The organism is Planococcus notacanthi, assembly GCF_030407825.1.
In the GTDB taxonomy this organism is placed as follows: Bacteria; Bacillota; Bacilli; order Bacillales_A; family Planococcaceae; genus Planococcus; species Planococcus notacanthi.
On record NZ_JASDCQ010000001.1, the window covers coordinates 264,069 to 280,143 of the forward strand.

Consider the following 16,075-nt stretch of genomic DNA (forward strand, 5'->3'; position numbering starts at 1 on the left):
TAGGTATCCATCTGAATGGGTAAACAAAAGTAACACAGTACACAGGAGGTTTTATAATGAGATCGGGAAATCGTGAGTTTGAAATCGTCTACAGCAAAGCAGAAATGGAAACAGCCATACAGGCATTAAAAGCGAAAGGCTATCATGAAGGAGATATTCATTTGTTGGCGAATGATAGAGGAGTTGTTGAATCGGCCGGAAAAGAAGGCGTTCAGGCAGACCAAGCGAACTCCATCTCTAATCGCTTTAAATCTTTTCTTAGTGGAAAAGATATCGTCAGAAAAGAGCTTGACCGGTTTAACTTGAACAAGGACCGGGCAGACGACTACGAACGTGAAATCGAAAAAGGCGCCGTCCTTCTTTATACAGATGGGCAAGCGATATCCGGTGAAGATGAACATTTCTCATCATTAGATGATTCCAACGATCCGATGGATATGGAAGGCAGCAGCGGACAAAGATCTGGCGACAAAGTTATTCCTCGCTACGATGACAAACCCCATAACCCAGATGAAATCTATGCGCGCGAAGTTTCCAGAGAAGACCAGCATGCCCGCGCAGGAAAGAGTGACCGATTACAGGACTCTCGCCTAAAAGGGGATGAAATCCATCCAACTGCTGGATTGAACAAAGATGAAGGGTCTGCTCGTGAGAAGGAATTGGACCATGAGCCCGGTTTACAGACTAAAGAAGGAGAAGACAATCTATTGCGTGAAGACGGTGTCAACCGCCGTCAAGATGAACCTTCTCCTGGAGTGGATCCGAATTTAGGGCCTGCACCTTTTGGGCGTGATTCAGAAGAAGAGCATCTGCTGAATGACGAGCGCAGAGATGATTTGGATAAACCAAGAAACAAGCGCGAACACTACAATGAACAAGAAGAAAAAAGCAAAAACAATGATACTCCGCCATCGCCAAGATTGTTTTAAAGAAAAAAGGAGCCTCCCGATACACCGGGAAGGCTCCTTTAATTCGTACGATGGGATAAGCGCGCAATGATGACGCCGATTAAAGTCCCGACAAAAGCTGGGGCTATCCAGCCGATGCCTTGTTCAAAAAACAACAGGTGGCTTAACAAAGCATCTATTGGTTCAAACATAATTCCAGTGGAACGAAGTGCATCGAAAATACTGACAATTGCGGTCGCTCCAAGTGCCAATATATACACATAAGGCTTCCGATAGAACATGAGATCAAAGAACGACAAAATGACTAAGACAATCGCTATCGGATAAATTGCTAATAACACCGGAAGCGAGATAGCGATTAATTGCGTTAAGCCCACATTGGCGATAACGGCGGAGAACCCTGCAAAAAATAATACATAAACGATATAGGAAATCTTCGGAAATATCTTATAAAAAAATTGTGCTGTTGCAGAAACCAGGCCGATTGAAGTCGTCAAACACGCGAAGGTGATCGCGGCAGACAAAATGATTCCACCGATATCTCCGTACAAAACACGTGAAGCCATGGCGATAACGATGCCGCCATTGTCCTGTAGGCCAATGGAATCAACACTCGTCGCGCCAATATAACTTAACGATATGTAAACGGCAGACATGCCGATGGCTGCTATAAAACCGGCATACGCAGTCGATTTCAATATTGTCCGGGTATCCGTAACCCCTTTATTTTGTATAGATTGAATGATGACAATTCCAAAAACAAGCGCAGCAATTGCATCCATTGTCAGATAGCCTTGCAGAAAGCTTTCGAAAAACGCTTCCGTATCATAATTTCCAATCGGAGAATTGATGGAGCCCATTGGAGTCAAAAAGCTTTTTACAGCCAACAGTCCAATGACCAAGATCAGCAAAGGAGTTAAAATTTTGCCGATTCTGTCCACCAACTTTGTTGGATTCATTGCAAACAGCACCGTAATGATAAAGAAGACAAGAGTGAAGATAAATAAAGACCAGAATGGTTCTGCAAAATCAGCTGGAAGAAAAGGTGCGGTCCCGATTTCAAAAGCTACTGTAGCTGTACGAGGGATTCCAAAGAAAGGCCCGATTGCCAGGTAAACAATCAAGGTGAAGACGATACCGAAAACTGGATTGACACGTCCCGCTATAGATTGAAGGTCTCCTCCGGCTTTGGCAATCGCTAAAATTCCAAGTAGAGGCAGACCTACCCCTGTCAACAAGAAACCAGTTACAGCGATCGCCAACTCATCCCCGGCAAGCTGTCCTAGATAAGGAGGGAATATAATATTTCCTGCTCCGAGGAACAAGGCGAAAAGCATAAGTCCCAATGTAAAAATCTCTGTATTTGTAAGCGCCTTCTTTTCCATAAAAAACTCCTTAATAAATAACATGGATGCACGAATTTTCATTATAACCGAATTCTTGCACTTTTGAAAACATTAATCTTGCCATAAGAAAAACCCGGTTAGAAAACCGGGTTTCGGATTACTTATTATCTTTTTTGAAATCGCCGATCTTATCTTGGACGTTTCCTTTGGCTTTATCGATTTTACCTTCAGCCTGTTTGTTGGGATCGTTTGTAGCATTTCCGATTTGATCCTTCACTTCGCCTTTGCCTTTGTTTACTGCACCTTTTAATTTATCAGAGAATCCGTTGTTGTCGCTCATCAATAACTCCTCCTTCAAATTTATAACTACTTATATAATATCCTTCTGAAGAAGAATCTAAACATTATCGGGTAGATTCGGATTTGGCAGAAAGATTCCATAAAGTTTTTGAGGCGGTTTCTTTAACCGTAATGCATAAATCTTCCTCGCTAAGCCTCGTTAATGTTTGAAGAGGCGTATGGTCGTTTTGTGCGACGCCGAACCTTACTTCAGCATGCTGGTCCATCGATAGGTCTACAAGCAATCCTTCACAATTAATGATGCTAGCCAGCTCTGCGCGGGACTGGTAGTCCATTTTCAAAACAGCGGCTTCATCCCAAGGCGTCCACACTGTCTTCAGTGAATAAAATTGTATTGCATCATCCATCTAGTTTGCACCCCTAAAAAATATTTGAAAATTCGTGCTATTTTATTCAATATATCATATTATGATTGATATAGTAAGCAAAATTACTTATAAAGGAGCATTCATATGAAAATATTAGTTATTGGAGGCACATCTTTTGTAGGGCGTCATATAGTAGAGGCACTGTTGGAAAAAGAGCATGAGGTAGTTTTGTTCAATCGGGGCAAAAGCAATCCGCACCTTTTTCCGCAACTGCAGAAAATACTGGGGGACCGAAGGAAAGATGCAGAAAAACTGGCAATAGAAAAATGGGATGCAGTTATTGATTCGTCAGCTTACACGCCAGCTGATTTAAAACCAGTTCTTAAGAATCTTAAAACAAACCATTATATCTTTATCTCGACCATATCCGTATACGATGATTTTAAAAATGGCCCTGTCCGAGAAAGTGGATCCCTCTTTAAAACGGAGGTGACAGAAGATGAGGTTACTGGAAGTACATATGGGCCGTTAAAAGTGATGTGTGAAAATTATATAGAAAAGACTTTATCAGATAAGGCGTTGATTCTTCGACCGGGCATTGTGGTAGGTCCGTATGACCCAACAGACCGTTTTACATATTGGGTGATGAAATTAAACGGCAAAGGCCCTGTCCTCGTTCCCGGCAGTAAGGAAAGAAAAATTCAGTGGGTTGACGCGAGAGACTTAGCTGAGTTCACAGTACTTCAAATGGAAAATAAAACGACGGGTGTCTATAATGTGGCGGCTGATGCTGTGTCTATGGAAGAACTTGTCCGAACTTTAAATGGTGGCGAAGCGGATTGTGTTTGGGCGGATGATCATTTTTTGTTGGAACAAGGGATGAAAGCATTCGAATTGCCGTTTTGGATTCCATTTTCTGCAGAATTTCCGGAAGGCTTCCTGCTGGTGGACAATGAAAAAGCGAAAGGTGCAGGGCTGGGCATGCGTTCTGTGAAGCAGTCTGCCCAAGATACTTTGGAGTGGCCTCAGAAAGAGGGCTTGTCACGATTAAAAACAGGAATTAGTGAAAATAGGGAACGTGAATTATTGAATAAAATAATGAAGTGATTTGAAAAAGAATCCATTCTTCCAACACGGTTGTACACATCGTTTAACCAAAATATGTACAGCTGAAACTTTGTGAAAGAGGGAGCGTCCTATACTATATAGAGGGAATGAAGAGACAGGTTTTTCTTTATTTCTGTTCCAGTCGTGCTATAATGACAATGGATATGTATGTATAGAAGATGTTTTAAGGAGGAAAGATATGCTATACCTTACCATGGTCTTGGCATTTATCACTTCGATTTTGCTGACTCCGATTGTTAAACGCATTGCTTTTCGCGTAGGAGCAGTTGACCGACCAAATTACCGAAAAGTTCATGCGAGAATTATGCCGCGTTTAGGCGGGTTAGCCATTTTTGGTTCATTTTTGATAGCATATTTTATATTAAAACCTCAAGATCCGATTTCCAATGCAATTGAAGCATCATTTATTCCGATTGAAACAGCTATAATCATAGGCGCTTTATTGATTATCATCACGGGTGTACTGGATGATATGTATGAAATCAGCGCAAAAGCGAAACTACTCGGTCAATTGGTAGCTGCAGGAATTGTCGTAGTCGGCGGGGGACTTGAAATTTCTTTCATCAACCTGCCATTCGGTGGTGTTTTGGATTTTGGTTATTTGAGTATTCCATTGACGATTCTGTGGATAGTCGGAATCACCAACGCCATCAATTTAATTGATGGACTTGATGGATTGGCAGCTGGCGTTTCGACAGTCGCTCTATTGACACTGGCAGCAATGGCTTTCATTATGGGCGATGTTTATGTTATGTCGATGGCTGCACTTTTGGCAGCGAGCACATCAGGATTTCTGGTCTATAATTTCCACCCTGCAAAAATTTTCATGGGTGATACCGGAGCATTGTTCCTAGGTTTCATGATTTCAGTCTTGGCCTTGATGGGATTCAAGAATGTCACAGTTGTGGCATTGATCATTCCGATCATCATGCTCGGCGTACCAATTTCAGATACGTTTTTTGCCATCGTTCGGAGAGTGCGTGAAAAGAAATCGATTTCAGAAGCAGACAAGTCCCATTTGCATCATTGTTTACTGAACATCGGCTTTTCACATAGCCAAACCGTGCTGATCATTTATGGAATTGCCGCTTTGTTCGGGCTTGCAGCGCTATTGTTTTCTCAGGCGACCTTATGGGGAGGAATCCTGTTGATCAGCGTCATGCTGGTGGCAATTGAATTGTTCGTTGAGGTTGTTGGGTTGGCAGGGAAGAATTACCGGCCATTATTGAATCTTGTTAAATTTATAGGCAAATAAAAAAAGATTGAACTTGAAGCGCATTGCTTTGATTTCAATCTTTTTTTCTTTTGGGTAAAAGATACGGGGAATGCTTTAGAAAGCTCTAGAGACGATTGAACGAAAAAAAACACCACAGTTTTCACTGTGATGTGTCGTCTTCTGCTAGGTCTCTTGCTACGTTTTGTTCTATCTCATTGGTGGTTAAGTTGGACGTATCCGGTTTTAAACCGAGGTGGCTTTGCAGAACATCTTGTATTTCCATCAGGGATTCTTCTTTCAATTTCCAATAGTAAATCCCGGTGGACATATCATCATAACCGTCAAGCGTAATGGTTTCCACGTCTGGTTTACCGTTTTTAGCGTATTCGAACAATGCACGCATATCCTCGAATCTCATGTTCGTTTTCATGTTGTCTCCAACTGCTTCGAAAACATCACCGTATTTGGTGATTGAACCGACTGATAAGGCGCGGTTCATAATGGATTCAAGAATCATTTGCTGGCGTTTGCCCCGTTCAATGTCATTATCGTAATGGCGTGTTCTCGCAAGTGCCAGCGCTTCGCTGCCATTCAGGAACTGGATGCCTTCTTTTAGTTCAATGGCATCCTGCGAATCATTTTCATCTTGTTCCGTGATGTCATAAGGCACTTCTACTTTAATGCCGCCGAGGGCATCAATCACATCGATGAAGGCGTCAAAGTTCATCCGCAGGTAATAATTTACCGGTACTTCCAAAAGTCCTTCTACACTTTCGATGGTTGAACTCGGCCCATTCAAAGCATAAGCATGAGTGATTTTATCTTCTTTTCCGCTATCCGGAATATAGGTATACGTATCACGAGGGATACTGACCAGTTTAATGGACTTGTCCTGGTTGTTCAATGTTGCCAGGACGAGTGCATCTGAACGGATATTGTCGTCACTTTGGTTGCGTTCTTGGCTGTCATCCACGCCAATGAACAGGATGGAGATGTTGTCCGTAAGCGGTTCAACCGGTTCATCTACGTTTCCTGTAGACTCATAAGCGCTGTTGACGGCCAATTCCGCTTGTTTGACCAGGTAAATCCCGTAAGCTGAAACACAGATCAACAATGAAACAACTAAAGTGAGAATCACTTTTATAATTGTTCGTTTCCTGTCCGACTTGGTTTTCCGATAATGTTTTCGGTTCATATTTATTTGCTCCTCTATAGGTAATGGGCCAACCGAGTTATCTGTTCGGATAAATCCATTTTCTTAATTAGCGACAGGCTTTTTGCTCTTGAAAAAAAATTTTGTATGTGCCGACAATCTGTTTTTTCTGTGCTGTTGACATTATACAGTGATTTTTAACAGCCGTAAATGAAAAGAATCATGACTTTGAAAATTCGAGGAATTCACTGCTCGTGATGCTGACGTCTGCTTGTCCATTCGTCATTTCATTTATCCAATCGATGAATTCCTGCTCTTTTTCAACAGGAACGTAAATATAGATGTCTACACCTTCCATGTATTCTAAGCGGTCAAGCGGATACGGGGACTGACGAATTTCGTTTTCAAGTTTACCGAGCCATGTATAGTCTATAGAAGCTTTCATCAAATGATGAAGTTTTCTTTCTACAACGCCTGCAGCAGCAATAGCTGCGGAAGCCGATTTGCCATATGCCCGAATTAAACCGCCACTGCCCAATTTTATGCCGCCATAATATCGGGTGACCACCAGTACAGTATCTTTCAAGCCTTGTTTTTTTAAGACTTCAAGCATGGGGAACCCGGCAGTGCCACTAGGTTCTCCATCGTCATTTGCCTTTTGGATAGAATCGTGTTCTCCGATAAGGTAAGCTGAGCAATTGTGGGTGGCTGTCCGGTGCAAGAGTTTGATCGAATCAATGAAGTCAAGCGCCTGCTGTTCTGTTTCAGCGCGTGCTACATGTCCGATGAACCTGGATTTTTGGATAAGTATTTCTGCATTGGCAGAATCGCCTACAGTTGTGTAATTTTCTCGCAATTTAGCGCCTCCTGTTGTAAAATGAAATCAGATAATTTGTAACGTATATTTAATATGGTCTTGCTTATAAAGTGATATACTTAATACAGCCGACAAGGTATAAAGAATTAAGGTTTTTACCTGATACAGTCAGTATAGCTAAGGCGGTTTTAGAATGGCAAAGAAAATCGGTGCAAAAACACCTGATTCTATTTTTAATGAAATGCTTGCTGGAATAGAACAGGCTAAACAAGATATTTTCGTCATTAGTGAAGAAAGTCGCCAAAGTTATGAAAAAATGAAAGACGAATTGGAAGATGTCCGCATCAATATTGCTCGAGTGATTGAAGATGGAGATGTTTTGGAAGAAAAGACACGTGCAGCTCGACGGCGGTTGGCTGAGGTTTCGCAATTTTTCAACTCTTTTACAGAGAGTCAGGTTCGCCAAGTATACGAGCAGGCAAATAATCTTCAAGTACAATTATCACTCAACCGGAACGAAGAAAAAAAGTATCGGCAAAAGCGTGATAAATTGCAGCGCAGACTTCAAGTTTTACTGCAGACAATAGAGCGGGCGGAAAGCTTGGTCAATCAAATCAATGTCGCCGGCAGCTATTTGACTTCAGATTTCGAGAATGCTGATGAAGCCGTCGGCAAAAATAAGTCAAGTCAAGATTATAGCCTCCGCATCATTGAAGCGCAAGAGGAAGAAAGAAAACGTCTCTCAAGGGAAATCCATGATGGACCTGCCCAAATGATGGCTAACGTATTGCTTCGTTCCGATTTAATTGAGAAGACATATCGTGAAAAAGGCCCTGAACCCGCTTTTCAAGAGATTACGTCATTAAAGGATATGGTCAGGCAGGCGCTTACGGAGGTCAGGAGAATCATATACGATTTACGGCCTATGGCATTGGATGATTTAGGACTTGTGCCTACGCTGAAGAAATACCTGGACACCATTGAAGAGTACAACAAAGGCATCAGGATGGATTTCCAATCGATTGGAAAAGAAGTGCGGTTGCCGAACAAATACGAAACCGCTATTTTCCGTCTGGTGCAAGAAGGTATTTCAAATGCGATACGCCATGGGAAATCTTCTGAAATTACAGTTGAAATGGACTGGTTGAAAGACCAGGTGAAAATTACAGTAACAGATAACGGAACTGGTTTTGACCAAGGAATTGTCAAACACCAATCATTCGGATTAGCAGGTATGAGAGAAAGAATTGAATTGGTCGAAGGAGAGTTTTTCATTAATTCTTCGCCAGGGAACGGTACAGTCTTAATGTTTCATATACCTTTTGAAAAGGGTATATAAGATAGGGTATTCGAGGAGGACGACATAATGACAAAAATAATTATTATTGACGATCACCAACTTTTCCGTGAAGGTGTAAAGAGAATTTTAGATTTTGAAAGTTCATTTGAAGTCGTTGCTGAAGGCGGAGACGGCAACGAAGTCATCAAATTATATGAAGAAAATCAACCAGATGTGGTATTGATGGATATCAATATGCCACAAAAAAATGGTGTAGAAGCTACTGGGGAATTGATTGAAAAGTTCCCGGATGCAAAAGTCATTATGCTGTCCATTCACGATGATGAATCTTATGTGACCCATGCTTTGAAAACTGGTGCTTTAGGTTATATGCTTAAAGAAATGGATGCAGATGCGATTATTCAAGCAATTAAAGTTGTAGCGAAAGGCGGTTCTTATTTACATCCAAAAGTTACACGCAACTTAGTGATGGAATTCCGCCGTCTAAGCGAACGTGAAAATAAAGGTTCTTTCCATCAAACGGAAATCCGTCGTCCTTATCATTTATTGACGAAACGCGAAAGTGAAGTTCTTCAATTATTGACGGATGGCCAAAGCAATCGCGTCATCGGGGAAACTCTGTTCATCTCTGAGAAAACAGTCAAAAACCACGTGTCGAGCATTTTACAGAAAATGCAGGTCAATGATCGGACGCAAGCAGTTGTAACGGCTATTAAAAACGGTTGGGTGGAAGTAAGATAACTGCCAAATAGTGAAGACGGTGTACCTGCCTTTTGGCAGGTACACCGTCTTTTTTATTAGCCAACTTAACTGTGGATTGAACATCATTATTTGCAGATGCCAGCTTCTTTCTTTAAAGCCGGTCGTAGCAGTATTGGTAGATGGCCGCTGTTGCCAGGCAGTCGCCTAATGCATCGTGGGCGTCATGCTCGAGCTTTAGAAAAGCGGTCAAGGTGGTTAGTTTGTGGTTAGGTGTCTGAGTGATCGCTTTTCTCGCCAATTTGACTGTATCAATAACCGTGTATTCAGGAATGGGCGTGATTTCTTCCAAAGCGTAAAGGAAGCCCATATCAAAAGGTGCATTATGTGCAATAAGTGGCAAACCGCCGATAAAAGCGATCAGTTCATGTGCAATTTCTTCGATGGTGGGGGCGTTTTCTACGTCTTTATTGGTGATGCCGGTAATTCGGGTGATGGTGCTCGAAATGAAGCATTCGGGATTGACCATGAGATACATCGTTTCCATGCGCTCGTGGTTGATGTATTTGACAGCACCGATTTGAATGATTTTATCGCTTCCTGCACGCAAGCCGGTGGTTTCGAAATCGAGGACGACATAGTCTTCGACTTTTTGCATGCTCGACTTGTACTTCTTAGGACGGACAGGCTGTTTGCGGCTCCACTGAGGCCGTGTTTCCTTCATTTTCTGTTCAAGTATCTGCCGTGCATCTCTTTTTTCCATACGATGCCTCCTTTTTTACTTTCTAGTGTACCGCAAAACTGAAAAAAATTCCGTTTTGGCAGATGACACAGTTTCTTCATTGTATTCGCCATCTGCCTATGGCAAAATGAAGCGCAGGAGGAATGCATGATGAAAAAAATGATTATTGCGGTTGGGCTGATTTTGACGCTAGCTGCCTGTTCGAATTCAGAAGAACCTTCAGTCAATGGAAATACGGTCGAAGACGGCAATGCCTCTAATGAAAATAATGCTGTTGACCATGGCATTAAAGAAAATAAGGATGAAAAAGTCGGCTTTACAGTAGATGATGAAGGAAATGTCATTGAAGCAGATGTGCCTGAAGAAAAGGCAAGTGAACTTCTTGCTGCCTATGATGAATATATTGCTGCTTTCAATTCTGAAGATATTGATCGGTATATGGAAACCATTGCACAAGAACCGGACGGTTTCGATCGCGAAGAAGACAAAGCAGCATTGGCTCAGGCTTTTGAAGCTTTTGACAGCAAATATGAAACCAATGACGAAACAATTGTCAAATATGAAGAAAGCCGTGCGGAAGTTTTTGCAACCCTGAATGTTAAGATGAAAGATGCAAAGTCATCTGACGCCATCGAGCAGTCAGGACGCCAAGTGGTCGTATTCAAAAAAGAGAATGATGAATGGAAAGTAACTAGCGTTCACTTTATCGGTAATCAATAAAAGATATCCCGCTATGTGCGGGATTTTTTTTATTGTGACTTTTCACTTTATGTCTTTTCTATGTCTTTTTTTGGTAAACTAGCAAGGGGGGCTTGATCGAGTAATGAAAACAGCAATTGTAACAGATAGCACATCTTATTTGCCTATAAAAACACGTGAAGCATTAAAGATCCATACAGTTTCACTGGAAGTGACGTTTGGGAACCAGTCATTTAAAGAAATAGATTTAACAGAAGAAGTATTTTATCAGAAAGCTAAAGAAGAATTCCCGAAAACTTCACAGCCGCCTCTGGGAGAATTCGTTGCGCTGTATGAAGATCTTTCAGCCGACCACGCTGAAGTTGTATCCATCCATTTGTCGAGCGGCATCAGTGGCACCTACGCAGGTTCCAAACAGGCTGCTGAAATGGTTGATGGCGTCAAAGTTTATTCTTTTGATACAGAACTTACTTGTGGCCTACAGGGGTTTTATGCAATTAAGGCCGCCAAAATGGCTGAAGATGGAGCAGATGCCCAAACGATTTTAACCGAATTAAACGAAATGAAAAAAACCTTGCGTGCTTATTTCATGGTGGAAGACCTGAAACACCTGCAGCGCGGCGGACGATTGTCGACTGCACAGGCGCTGGTCGGCGGTATGCTGCAAATCAAACCGATTTTGCATTTCCAGGAAAAAGTCATTGTTCCGTTTGAAAAAATACGGACACGCAAAAAAGCGATGAATCGGATTGTTGATTTATTGAAAGCAGACGTCAACGAGGGTTTGGGATTCCAGGCAACAATTATCCATGCGAACCGGCCGGAAGAAGCTGAACGATGGAAAAAAGAATTGGAGGTTGCCTGTCCTGAAGTGGATTTTGAAATTTCCTATTTTGGGCCAGTCATCGGAACACATTTAGGAGAAGGAGCAATGGGTCTTGGTTGGGTGAAGAAATAAACCTGCTGAGGCTTTTTCTCTATCGAAAGGTGGTAGTCCATGAAAGATATAGAAGAGTTTTTGACTGGGCGGGTGTGGCTTAGAAATTTCACGCCCTTTCCAAAAGAGCAGATTGACCAGGCTATTTTAAACGGGAAAATCAGCATCAGCCGAGGCATTACGGATGAGCTTCAGTGTGCCCGTTGCCTCGAAAAGTCACCACAAAAAATTATTTCTTTTTTCTGCAGTGCATGTGTCGGCATCTGTTATTATTGCAGACATTGCATTAGAATGGGACGCGTCAGTTCCTGTACAGAATTGATCACCTGGTCATCTCCTTCAACGATTACTCCTCAGAGCCATTCTTTTCACTGGAATGGCAACCTCACACCTTTGCAGGAAAGAGCTTCCCAGGAAGTTCAAAAAAGCCTCTTTCAACAAAATGACCATCTTGTTTACGCCGTCTGCGGAGCAGGAAAAACGGAGTTGTTGTTTCCGCCGATTTTCGCTGCGTTGCAAAAAGGGCAACGCGTTTGTGTCGCTGCACCCAGAACGGATGTCGTATTGGAACTTTCACCGCGCTTGCGTGCCGTCTTTCCGGATACGATCATCCACAGCCTGTACGGGAATTCTCCCGAAGAATCGGGTTTTGCGTCGCTGGTCATTGCAACGACCCATCAATTATACCGATTTCAAAATGCCTTCGATGTCATGATTGTCGATGAAGCAGATGCATTTCCCTATTCTTATGACCTTGCTTTGAAAAATGCAGTGATAAAAGCGCGGAAGAAAGACGCACCTATTGTTTATGTATCTGCTACTCCTTCGGATCAATTGCAGAAGCAAGTGCCGGAGATATCTCAAATTTTTCAGCGCTTTCATGGGCATCCTTTGCCGGTTCCTGAATTTCGGTCATTATGGGGATACGACAAAGCTTTTGCAAAAGGGAAGATTCCCAAAAAGCTGATTGCCTGGGTAGATGAAAAAATAGAAAAAGAAGAGCCGTTTCTTGTGTTTTTTCCGACAATCGAAATGATTGAGCAGGCCATCCCTTTATTGCAAGAGCGCCATCCGGAAATTGCGGCGGTGCATTCAAAAGATCCGGATAGAAAAGAAAAAGTGATGAAGTTGCGCCAAAGGCAAATCCCAGGAGTTCTGACATCGACCATCCTTGAGCGCGGAATCACGATTCCTAATGTGCAAGTGGCAGTAGTGGGCGCTGATCAGCCTGTTTTCAATGCGGCTGCTTTGATTCAGATTGCCGGACGGGCTGGAAGATCAGCGGATTATCCCGATGGAGAAGTTGTGTTTTTCCATAATGGCATCGTTCGCCAAATGGATAAAGCCAAGCAGTTAATCATTTCCTATAATGGAGGGAGCCGCCGATGAACTGTTATTTATGCGAGCGGGATATGCCTCTCCAAGCAAATTGGCGAAGCCTTTTTTTAAACGATCTGGAAGAAGTAATCTGCAGCCGGTGCCGCAGCAGTTTCGAACGGCTGGAAAAAGGCTGCCGTATTTGCGGGGGGTTAGGAACAGACATCTGCTCCGACTGCAGCAAATGGGAAACGACAGCCTACGCCGGAGTGATTGACTCCGGCAAAAGTTTATTCCGCTACAACCTTGCAATGAAAGAATACTTGCATCAATATAAGTTTTTAAAAGATATCGTGTTGGCAGAAGTGTTCGCACCAGTCCTGCGGGAAGAGCTGCGCAGCCAAAAAGCAGTGATCGTTCCAATTCCAATGAATGAAAACAAATTGAAAGAGCGTACGTTTCCACAAGTCGATCGGCTGTTGGATGCGGCCTCTCTGCCTTATGTCCACTATCTCGAGAAAAACGAAGTAAGACTGGCAGGGAAATCAAAAGCTGATCGAATTGCTTCGGAAGATGTCTTTTGGTGGAATGGAAAACCGGTCCCTGAAAAAGTGCTACTGTTCGATGATCTGTACACCACAGGAAGCACAATGAGAATGGCTGCGAAAGCCTTAAAAGCGGAAGGCGTCAAAGAAATTACCATTCTGGCGCTCATCCGTGCCTAAGAGGTGAAGTTTTAATACAGGATAACGAGGAGGAACATGGATGTTTTATAAAAGGTCAGAAAGTTTTCGTTACACCTTCGGCACACCGCCGGAAATCCATATGCACGTATTGGGGGCAGCAGAAAGTCCACCCAAGACGACTAAAATATATGGCCTAATGCTTGATGTTTCCCCAAAAGGAGCCAAATTGTTTTCCGAAAGGGAATTGCAGCCGGGAGAAGAAAATGTCAGACTGGAATTTGTCTTAAACCACGAAACAATCCGGTCAGGCGCAACGATTGTCTGGAAACAGCAATACGAGGAAGGCTGGATCTACGGTGCAGATTTCGAACGCAATTCAATCAAGGAAATGCTTATTTTAAATGAAATCAGAGAACTGAAAGAAATAGAAATGAAATAAAACCGGCCTTGGCCGGTTCAGACTGTAGACAAAGTCTTTACAAAATGAATAGCGGTGCATACCCCCAACCGGTCCGGCCACTTCGCGTTCCGTGGGCTCAGCTTCAGCCTCCTCGTCACTGCGTTCCTGCGGGGTCTTCAGCTTTCGCTGTCCCACAGGAGTCTCCGTGGCCAGCCCGGTCGGGGGCGTGTAGCTCTAATCAAAGAAAAGGGCTTGCTAGTCAGAATCCCGAAGACATCGTCCAAACAAACTTGGTAAATCCATCAAAGGATCCGTAGCGCAAGGCGGCGACTCCAGCGGGATAGTGAAGTGCCGAAATCCACTCGGGCGTCAGTCCGAGTTAGTTCGGCGCGAGCCCGCAGGAAAGCGTCCGCCTGGAGCGCAGGATCTGGTGTAAATAAGATAAAATGAATAATTATTCTTTAAAGGATATAACTATTCTTTTGTCTACAAGCTGAACCGGCCTTGGCCGGTTTTTTAGTGCTCGTATATCATTTTTCTTGTCATGCCGCCGTCGATATTCAGGCATTCGCCCGTGATGAATGAGTTTTGTGGATTGCTCAGAAACAGGCAAGCCCGTGCGATGTCGTCGGGATTTCCGACGCGTCCGCTCCAATGCTGCTTGTGGTCCACATCGCGCAATTCGGCAGTGTCCCCAGTATGGATCCAGCCTGGAGCGATTGAGTTGACGCGGATTCCTTGTTCGCTGAAAGTGGCGGCGAGTGAATGGGTCAATGCGAAAATGCCGCCTTTTGATGCCGAATAGGTTTCTGTATTGGGTTCCGACATGAAAGCCCGTGTCGAGGCCATGTTAATGATGGAACGGATATCGTCTTTCATATAGCGAGCTGCTTCACGGCTGCAGATGAAGACACTTTTTAAGTTAGTGTCCAGAACCTGATCCCATTCCTGTTCATCCACTTCCCAGATGGATTTGAACGTTGAAATCCCGGCATTGTTGATCAATGCATGGATAGCACCGTAATCCTCATGGATTTTTTTGAATACAGCCATTACTTCCGTGAAATCTCCCACATCGCATTTTCGGTATTCCACGTTCTCCAATTCGACCGGTTGGATATCTAACCCGATAACACGCGCATTTTCAGCTGCGAAATGTGTGGCAATGCTGCGGCCAATTCCTTGCGATGCTCCTGTAACGACAATGGTTTTATTAGTGAACATGAACTTCATCTCCTTGTCATAATGTTTACCTGTAATCCATGTTCTTAAAACTTTTTTGGTTTTAAGAAGGAAAGACTAGGGAAGATGTAGAATTGTACAAGTAGCACAATAGAAGGAGGAGTTAACATGTTGCAATTTAACATCAGAGGCGAAAATATTGAGGTAACTCCCGCAATACGCGACCACATCGAAAAGAAAGTGGAAAAAATTGAACGCTATTTTACCGACGGAGCAAATGCTACCGCGATGGTCAACTTAAAATCCTACAATCATAGCCAAACAAAAGTGGAAGTCACAATACCAATGAAAAATTTAACATTACGTGCTGAAGAACGGCATGATGATATGTATGCTGCAATTGATTTGATCGTCAGCAAACTAGAGCGCCAAATCCGTAAGTACAAAACTAAAGTCAACCGCAAATTCCGTGAGCGGGATGGCATTGGGCTTGCTTTTGCAACAGCAGAAAATGATACACGTGCACAGAATGAAATTGAGGAAGAAGAAGAAGATTTGACAATCGTTCGCACTAAACAGTTCGACTTGAAACCGATGGATGAAGAAGAAGCGGTTTTACAGATGAACATGCTTGGGCATAACTTCTTCGTCTTCACGGATGCAGAATCCAATGAAACGAATATTGTCTATAAACGAAAAGACGGAAGCTACGGACTGATCGAGACTTCTGCACAATAAAGGCATCTCCAATAGGATGTTAAAGCCTCTCCTTGCGAGAGGCTTTTTTAGTTGCTTTTTTCGATAGGAAACATTTTTCATATTAGGCTTTAGAGACAATAGATGGCGGATTCAGGCGCTTTAACGACAAAGAAAGAGA

18 protein-coding genes are annotated in these 16,075 nt (G+C 43.0%); 11 read left to right on the forward strand and 7 right to left on the reverse strand.

What is annotated here, in order from left to right; genetic code table 11:
• Positions 1-56: 56 nt before the first annotated feature.
• Positions 57-929, forward strand: a complete 873-nt coding sequence (locus QMA01_RS01165) for a YflT domain-containing protein (protein WP_290214145.1) — start codon at positions 57-59, stop codon at positions 927-929.
• Positions 930-967: 38 nt separating this feature from the next.
• Here the strand turns inward: QMA01_RS01165 and brnQ are convergent, their stop codons facing one another.
• The 3 genes from brnQ to QMA01_RS01180 all read right to left on the reverse strand — a co-directional run bounded on the left by brnQ (position 968) and on the right by QMA01_RS01180 (position 2,961).
• Complete coding sequence (gene brnQ, locus QMA01_RS01170) at positions 968-2,293, reverse strand: branched-chain amino acid transport system II carrier protein (RefSeq protein ID WP_290214146.1); 1,326 nt, start codon at positions 2,291-2,293, stop codon at positions 968-970.
• A gap of 118 nt (positions 2,294-2,411) precedes the next feature.
• On the reverse strand, positions 2,412-2,594 hold the full coding sequence (locus QMA01_RS01175) for a CsbD family protein (protein WP_191713824.1): 183 nt from the start codon (positions 2,592-2,594) through the stop codon (positions 2,412-2,414).
• Between the two features lie 64 nt (positions 2,595-2,658).
• Positions 2,659-2,961: a hypothetical protein gene (locus tag QMA01_RS01180; protein WP_290184362.1), complete on the reverse strand. Its 303-nt coding sequence runs from the start codon at positions 2,959-2,961 to the stop codon at positions 2,659-2,661.
• Positions 2,962-3,066: 105 nt separating this feature from the next.
• Between QMA01_RS01180 and QMA01_RS01185 the strand changes: the two genes are divergently transcribed.
• Both QMA01_RS01185 and QMA01_RS01190 read left to right on the forward strand, forming a co-directional pair.
• Complete coding sequence (locus QMA01_RS01185) at positions 3,067-4,029, forward strand: NAD-dependent epimerase/dehydratase family protein (protein WP_290214147.1); 963 nt, start codon at positions 3,067-3,069, stop codon at positions 4,027-4,029.
• 199 nt (positions 4,030-4,228) lie between these two features.
• On the forward strand, positions 4,229-5,305 hold the full coding sequence (locus QMA01_RS01190; protein ID WP_290214148.1) for a glycosyltransferase family 4 protein: 1,077 nt from the start codon (positions 4,229-4,231) through the stop codon (positions 5,303-5,305).
• Positions 5,306-5,426: 121 nt separating this feature from the next.
• Here the strand turns inward: QMA01_RS01190 and QMA01_RS01195 are convergent, their stop codons facing one another.
• Positions 5,427-6,461 (reverse strand): LCP family protein, encoded by a 1,035-nt coding sequence (locus tag QMA01_RS01195; RefSeq protein WP_290214149.1) that lies wholly within the window; start codon positions 6,459-6,461, stop codon positions 5,427-5,429.
• Between the two features lie 178 nt (positions 6,462-6,639).
• Positions 6,640-7,275: a YigZ family protein gene (locus QMA01_RS01200; protein ID WP_290214150.1), complete on the reverse strand. Its 636-nt coding sequence runs from the start codon at positions 7,273-7,275 to the stop codon at positions 6,640-6,642.
• Positions 7,276-7,429: 154 nt separating this feature from the next.
• On the opposite strand from QMA01_RS01200, the gene QMA01_RS01205 reads away from it, so the two are divergent.
• Complete coding sequence (locus QMA01_RS01205; RefSeq protein WP_290214151.1) at positions 7,430-8,575, forward strand: sensor histidine kinase; 1,146 nt, start codon at positions 7,430-7,432, stop codon at positions 8,573-8,575.
• A gap of 27 nt (positions 8,576-8,602) precedes the next feature.
• On the forward strand, positions 8,603-9,277 hold the full coding sequence (locus QMA01_RS01210; RefSeq protein ID WP_191713831.1) for a response regulator: 675 nt from the start codon (positions 8,603-8,605) through the stop codon (positions 9,275-9,277).
• 112 nt (positions 9,278-9,389) lie between these two features.
• Here QMA01_RS01210 and QMA01_RS01215 read toward each other — a convergent pair whose 3' ends face one another.
• Positions 9,390-9,998, reverse strand: coding sequence for a 3'-5' exonuclease (locus QMA01_RS01215; RefSeq protein WP_290214152.1), 609 nt, complete (start codon positions 9,996-9,998; stop codon positions 9,390-9,392).
• Between the two features lie 126 nt (positions 9,999-10,124).
• On the opposite strand from QMA01_RS01215, the gene QMA01_RS01220 reads away from it, so the two are divergent.
• The 5 genes from QMA01_RS01220 (at position 10,125) to QMA01_RS01240 (ending at position 14,055) form a co-directional block, all read left to right on the forward strand.
• Positions 10,125-10,697 (forward strand): DUF4440 domain-containing protein, encoded by a 573-nt coding sequence (locus tag QMA01_RS01220; RefSeq protein ID WP_225218318.1) that lies wholly within the window; start codon positions 10,125-10,127, stop codon positions 10,695-10,697.
• A 103-nt stretch (positions 10,698-10,800) separates the two neighbouring features.
• Positions 10,801-11,634 (forward strand): DegV family protein, encoded by an 834-nt coding sequence (locus QMA01_RS01225; RefSeq protein ID WP_191713833.1) that lies wholly within the window; start codon positions 10,801-10,803, stop codon positions 11,632-11,634.
• A 39-nt stretch (positions 11,635-11,673) separates the two neighbouring features.
• Positions 11,674-13,002 carry an ATP-dependent helicase ComFA gene (locus QMA01_RS01230; RefSeq protein ID WP_290214153.1) on the forward strand — a complete coding sequence of 443 codons (1,329 nt, stop codon included), beginning with the start codon at positions 11,674-11,676 and terminating at the stop codon, positions 13,000-13,002.
• Positions 12,999-13,655, forward strand: a complete 657-nt coding sequence (locus QMA01_RS01235; RefSeq protein WP_238943039.1) for a ComF family protein — start codon at positions 12,999-13,001, stop codon at positions 13,653-13,655. The genes QMA01_RS01230 and QMA01_RS01235 overlap by 4 nt, the downstream gene beginning before the upstream one ends.
• 40 nt (positions 13,656-13,695) lie before the next feature.
• On the forward strand, positions 13,696-14,055 hold the full coding sequence (locus QMA01_RS01240; RefSeq protein WP_203339290.1) for a PilZ domain-containing protein: 360 nt from the start codon (positions 13,696-13,698) through the stop codon (positions 14,053-14,055).
• Positions 14,056-14,532: 477 nt separating this feature from the next.
• Here QMA01_RS01240 and QMA01_RS01245 read toward each other — a convergent pair whose 3' ends face one another.
• Entirely contained in the window at positions 14,533-15,240 is a 708-nt protein-coding gene (locus QMA01_RS01245; RefSeq protein WP_191713836.1) for an SDR family NAD(P)-dependent oxidoreductase, read from the reverse strand.
• A 126-nt stretch (positions 15,241-15,366) separates the two neighbouring features.
• Here QMA01_RS01245 and hpf point away from each other — a divergent pair, with 126 nt between their 5' ends.
• Complete coding sequence (hpf, locus tag QMA01_RS01250; protein WP_284700299.1) at positions 15,367-15,936, forward strand: ribosome hibernation-promoting factor, HPF/YfiA family; 570 nt, start codon at positions 15,367-15,369, stop codon at positions 15,934-15,936.
• Positions 15,937-16,075: the final 139 nt, after the last annotated feature.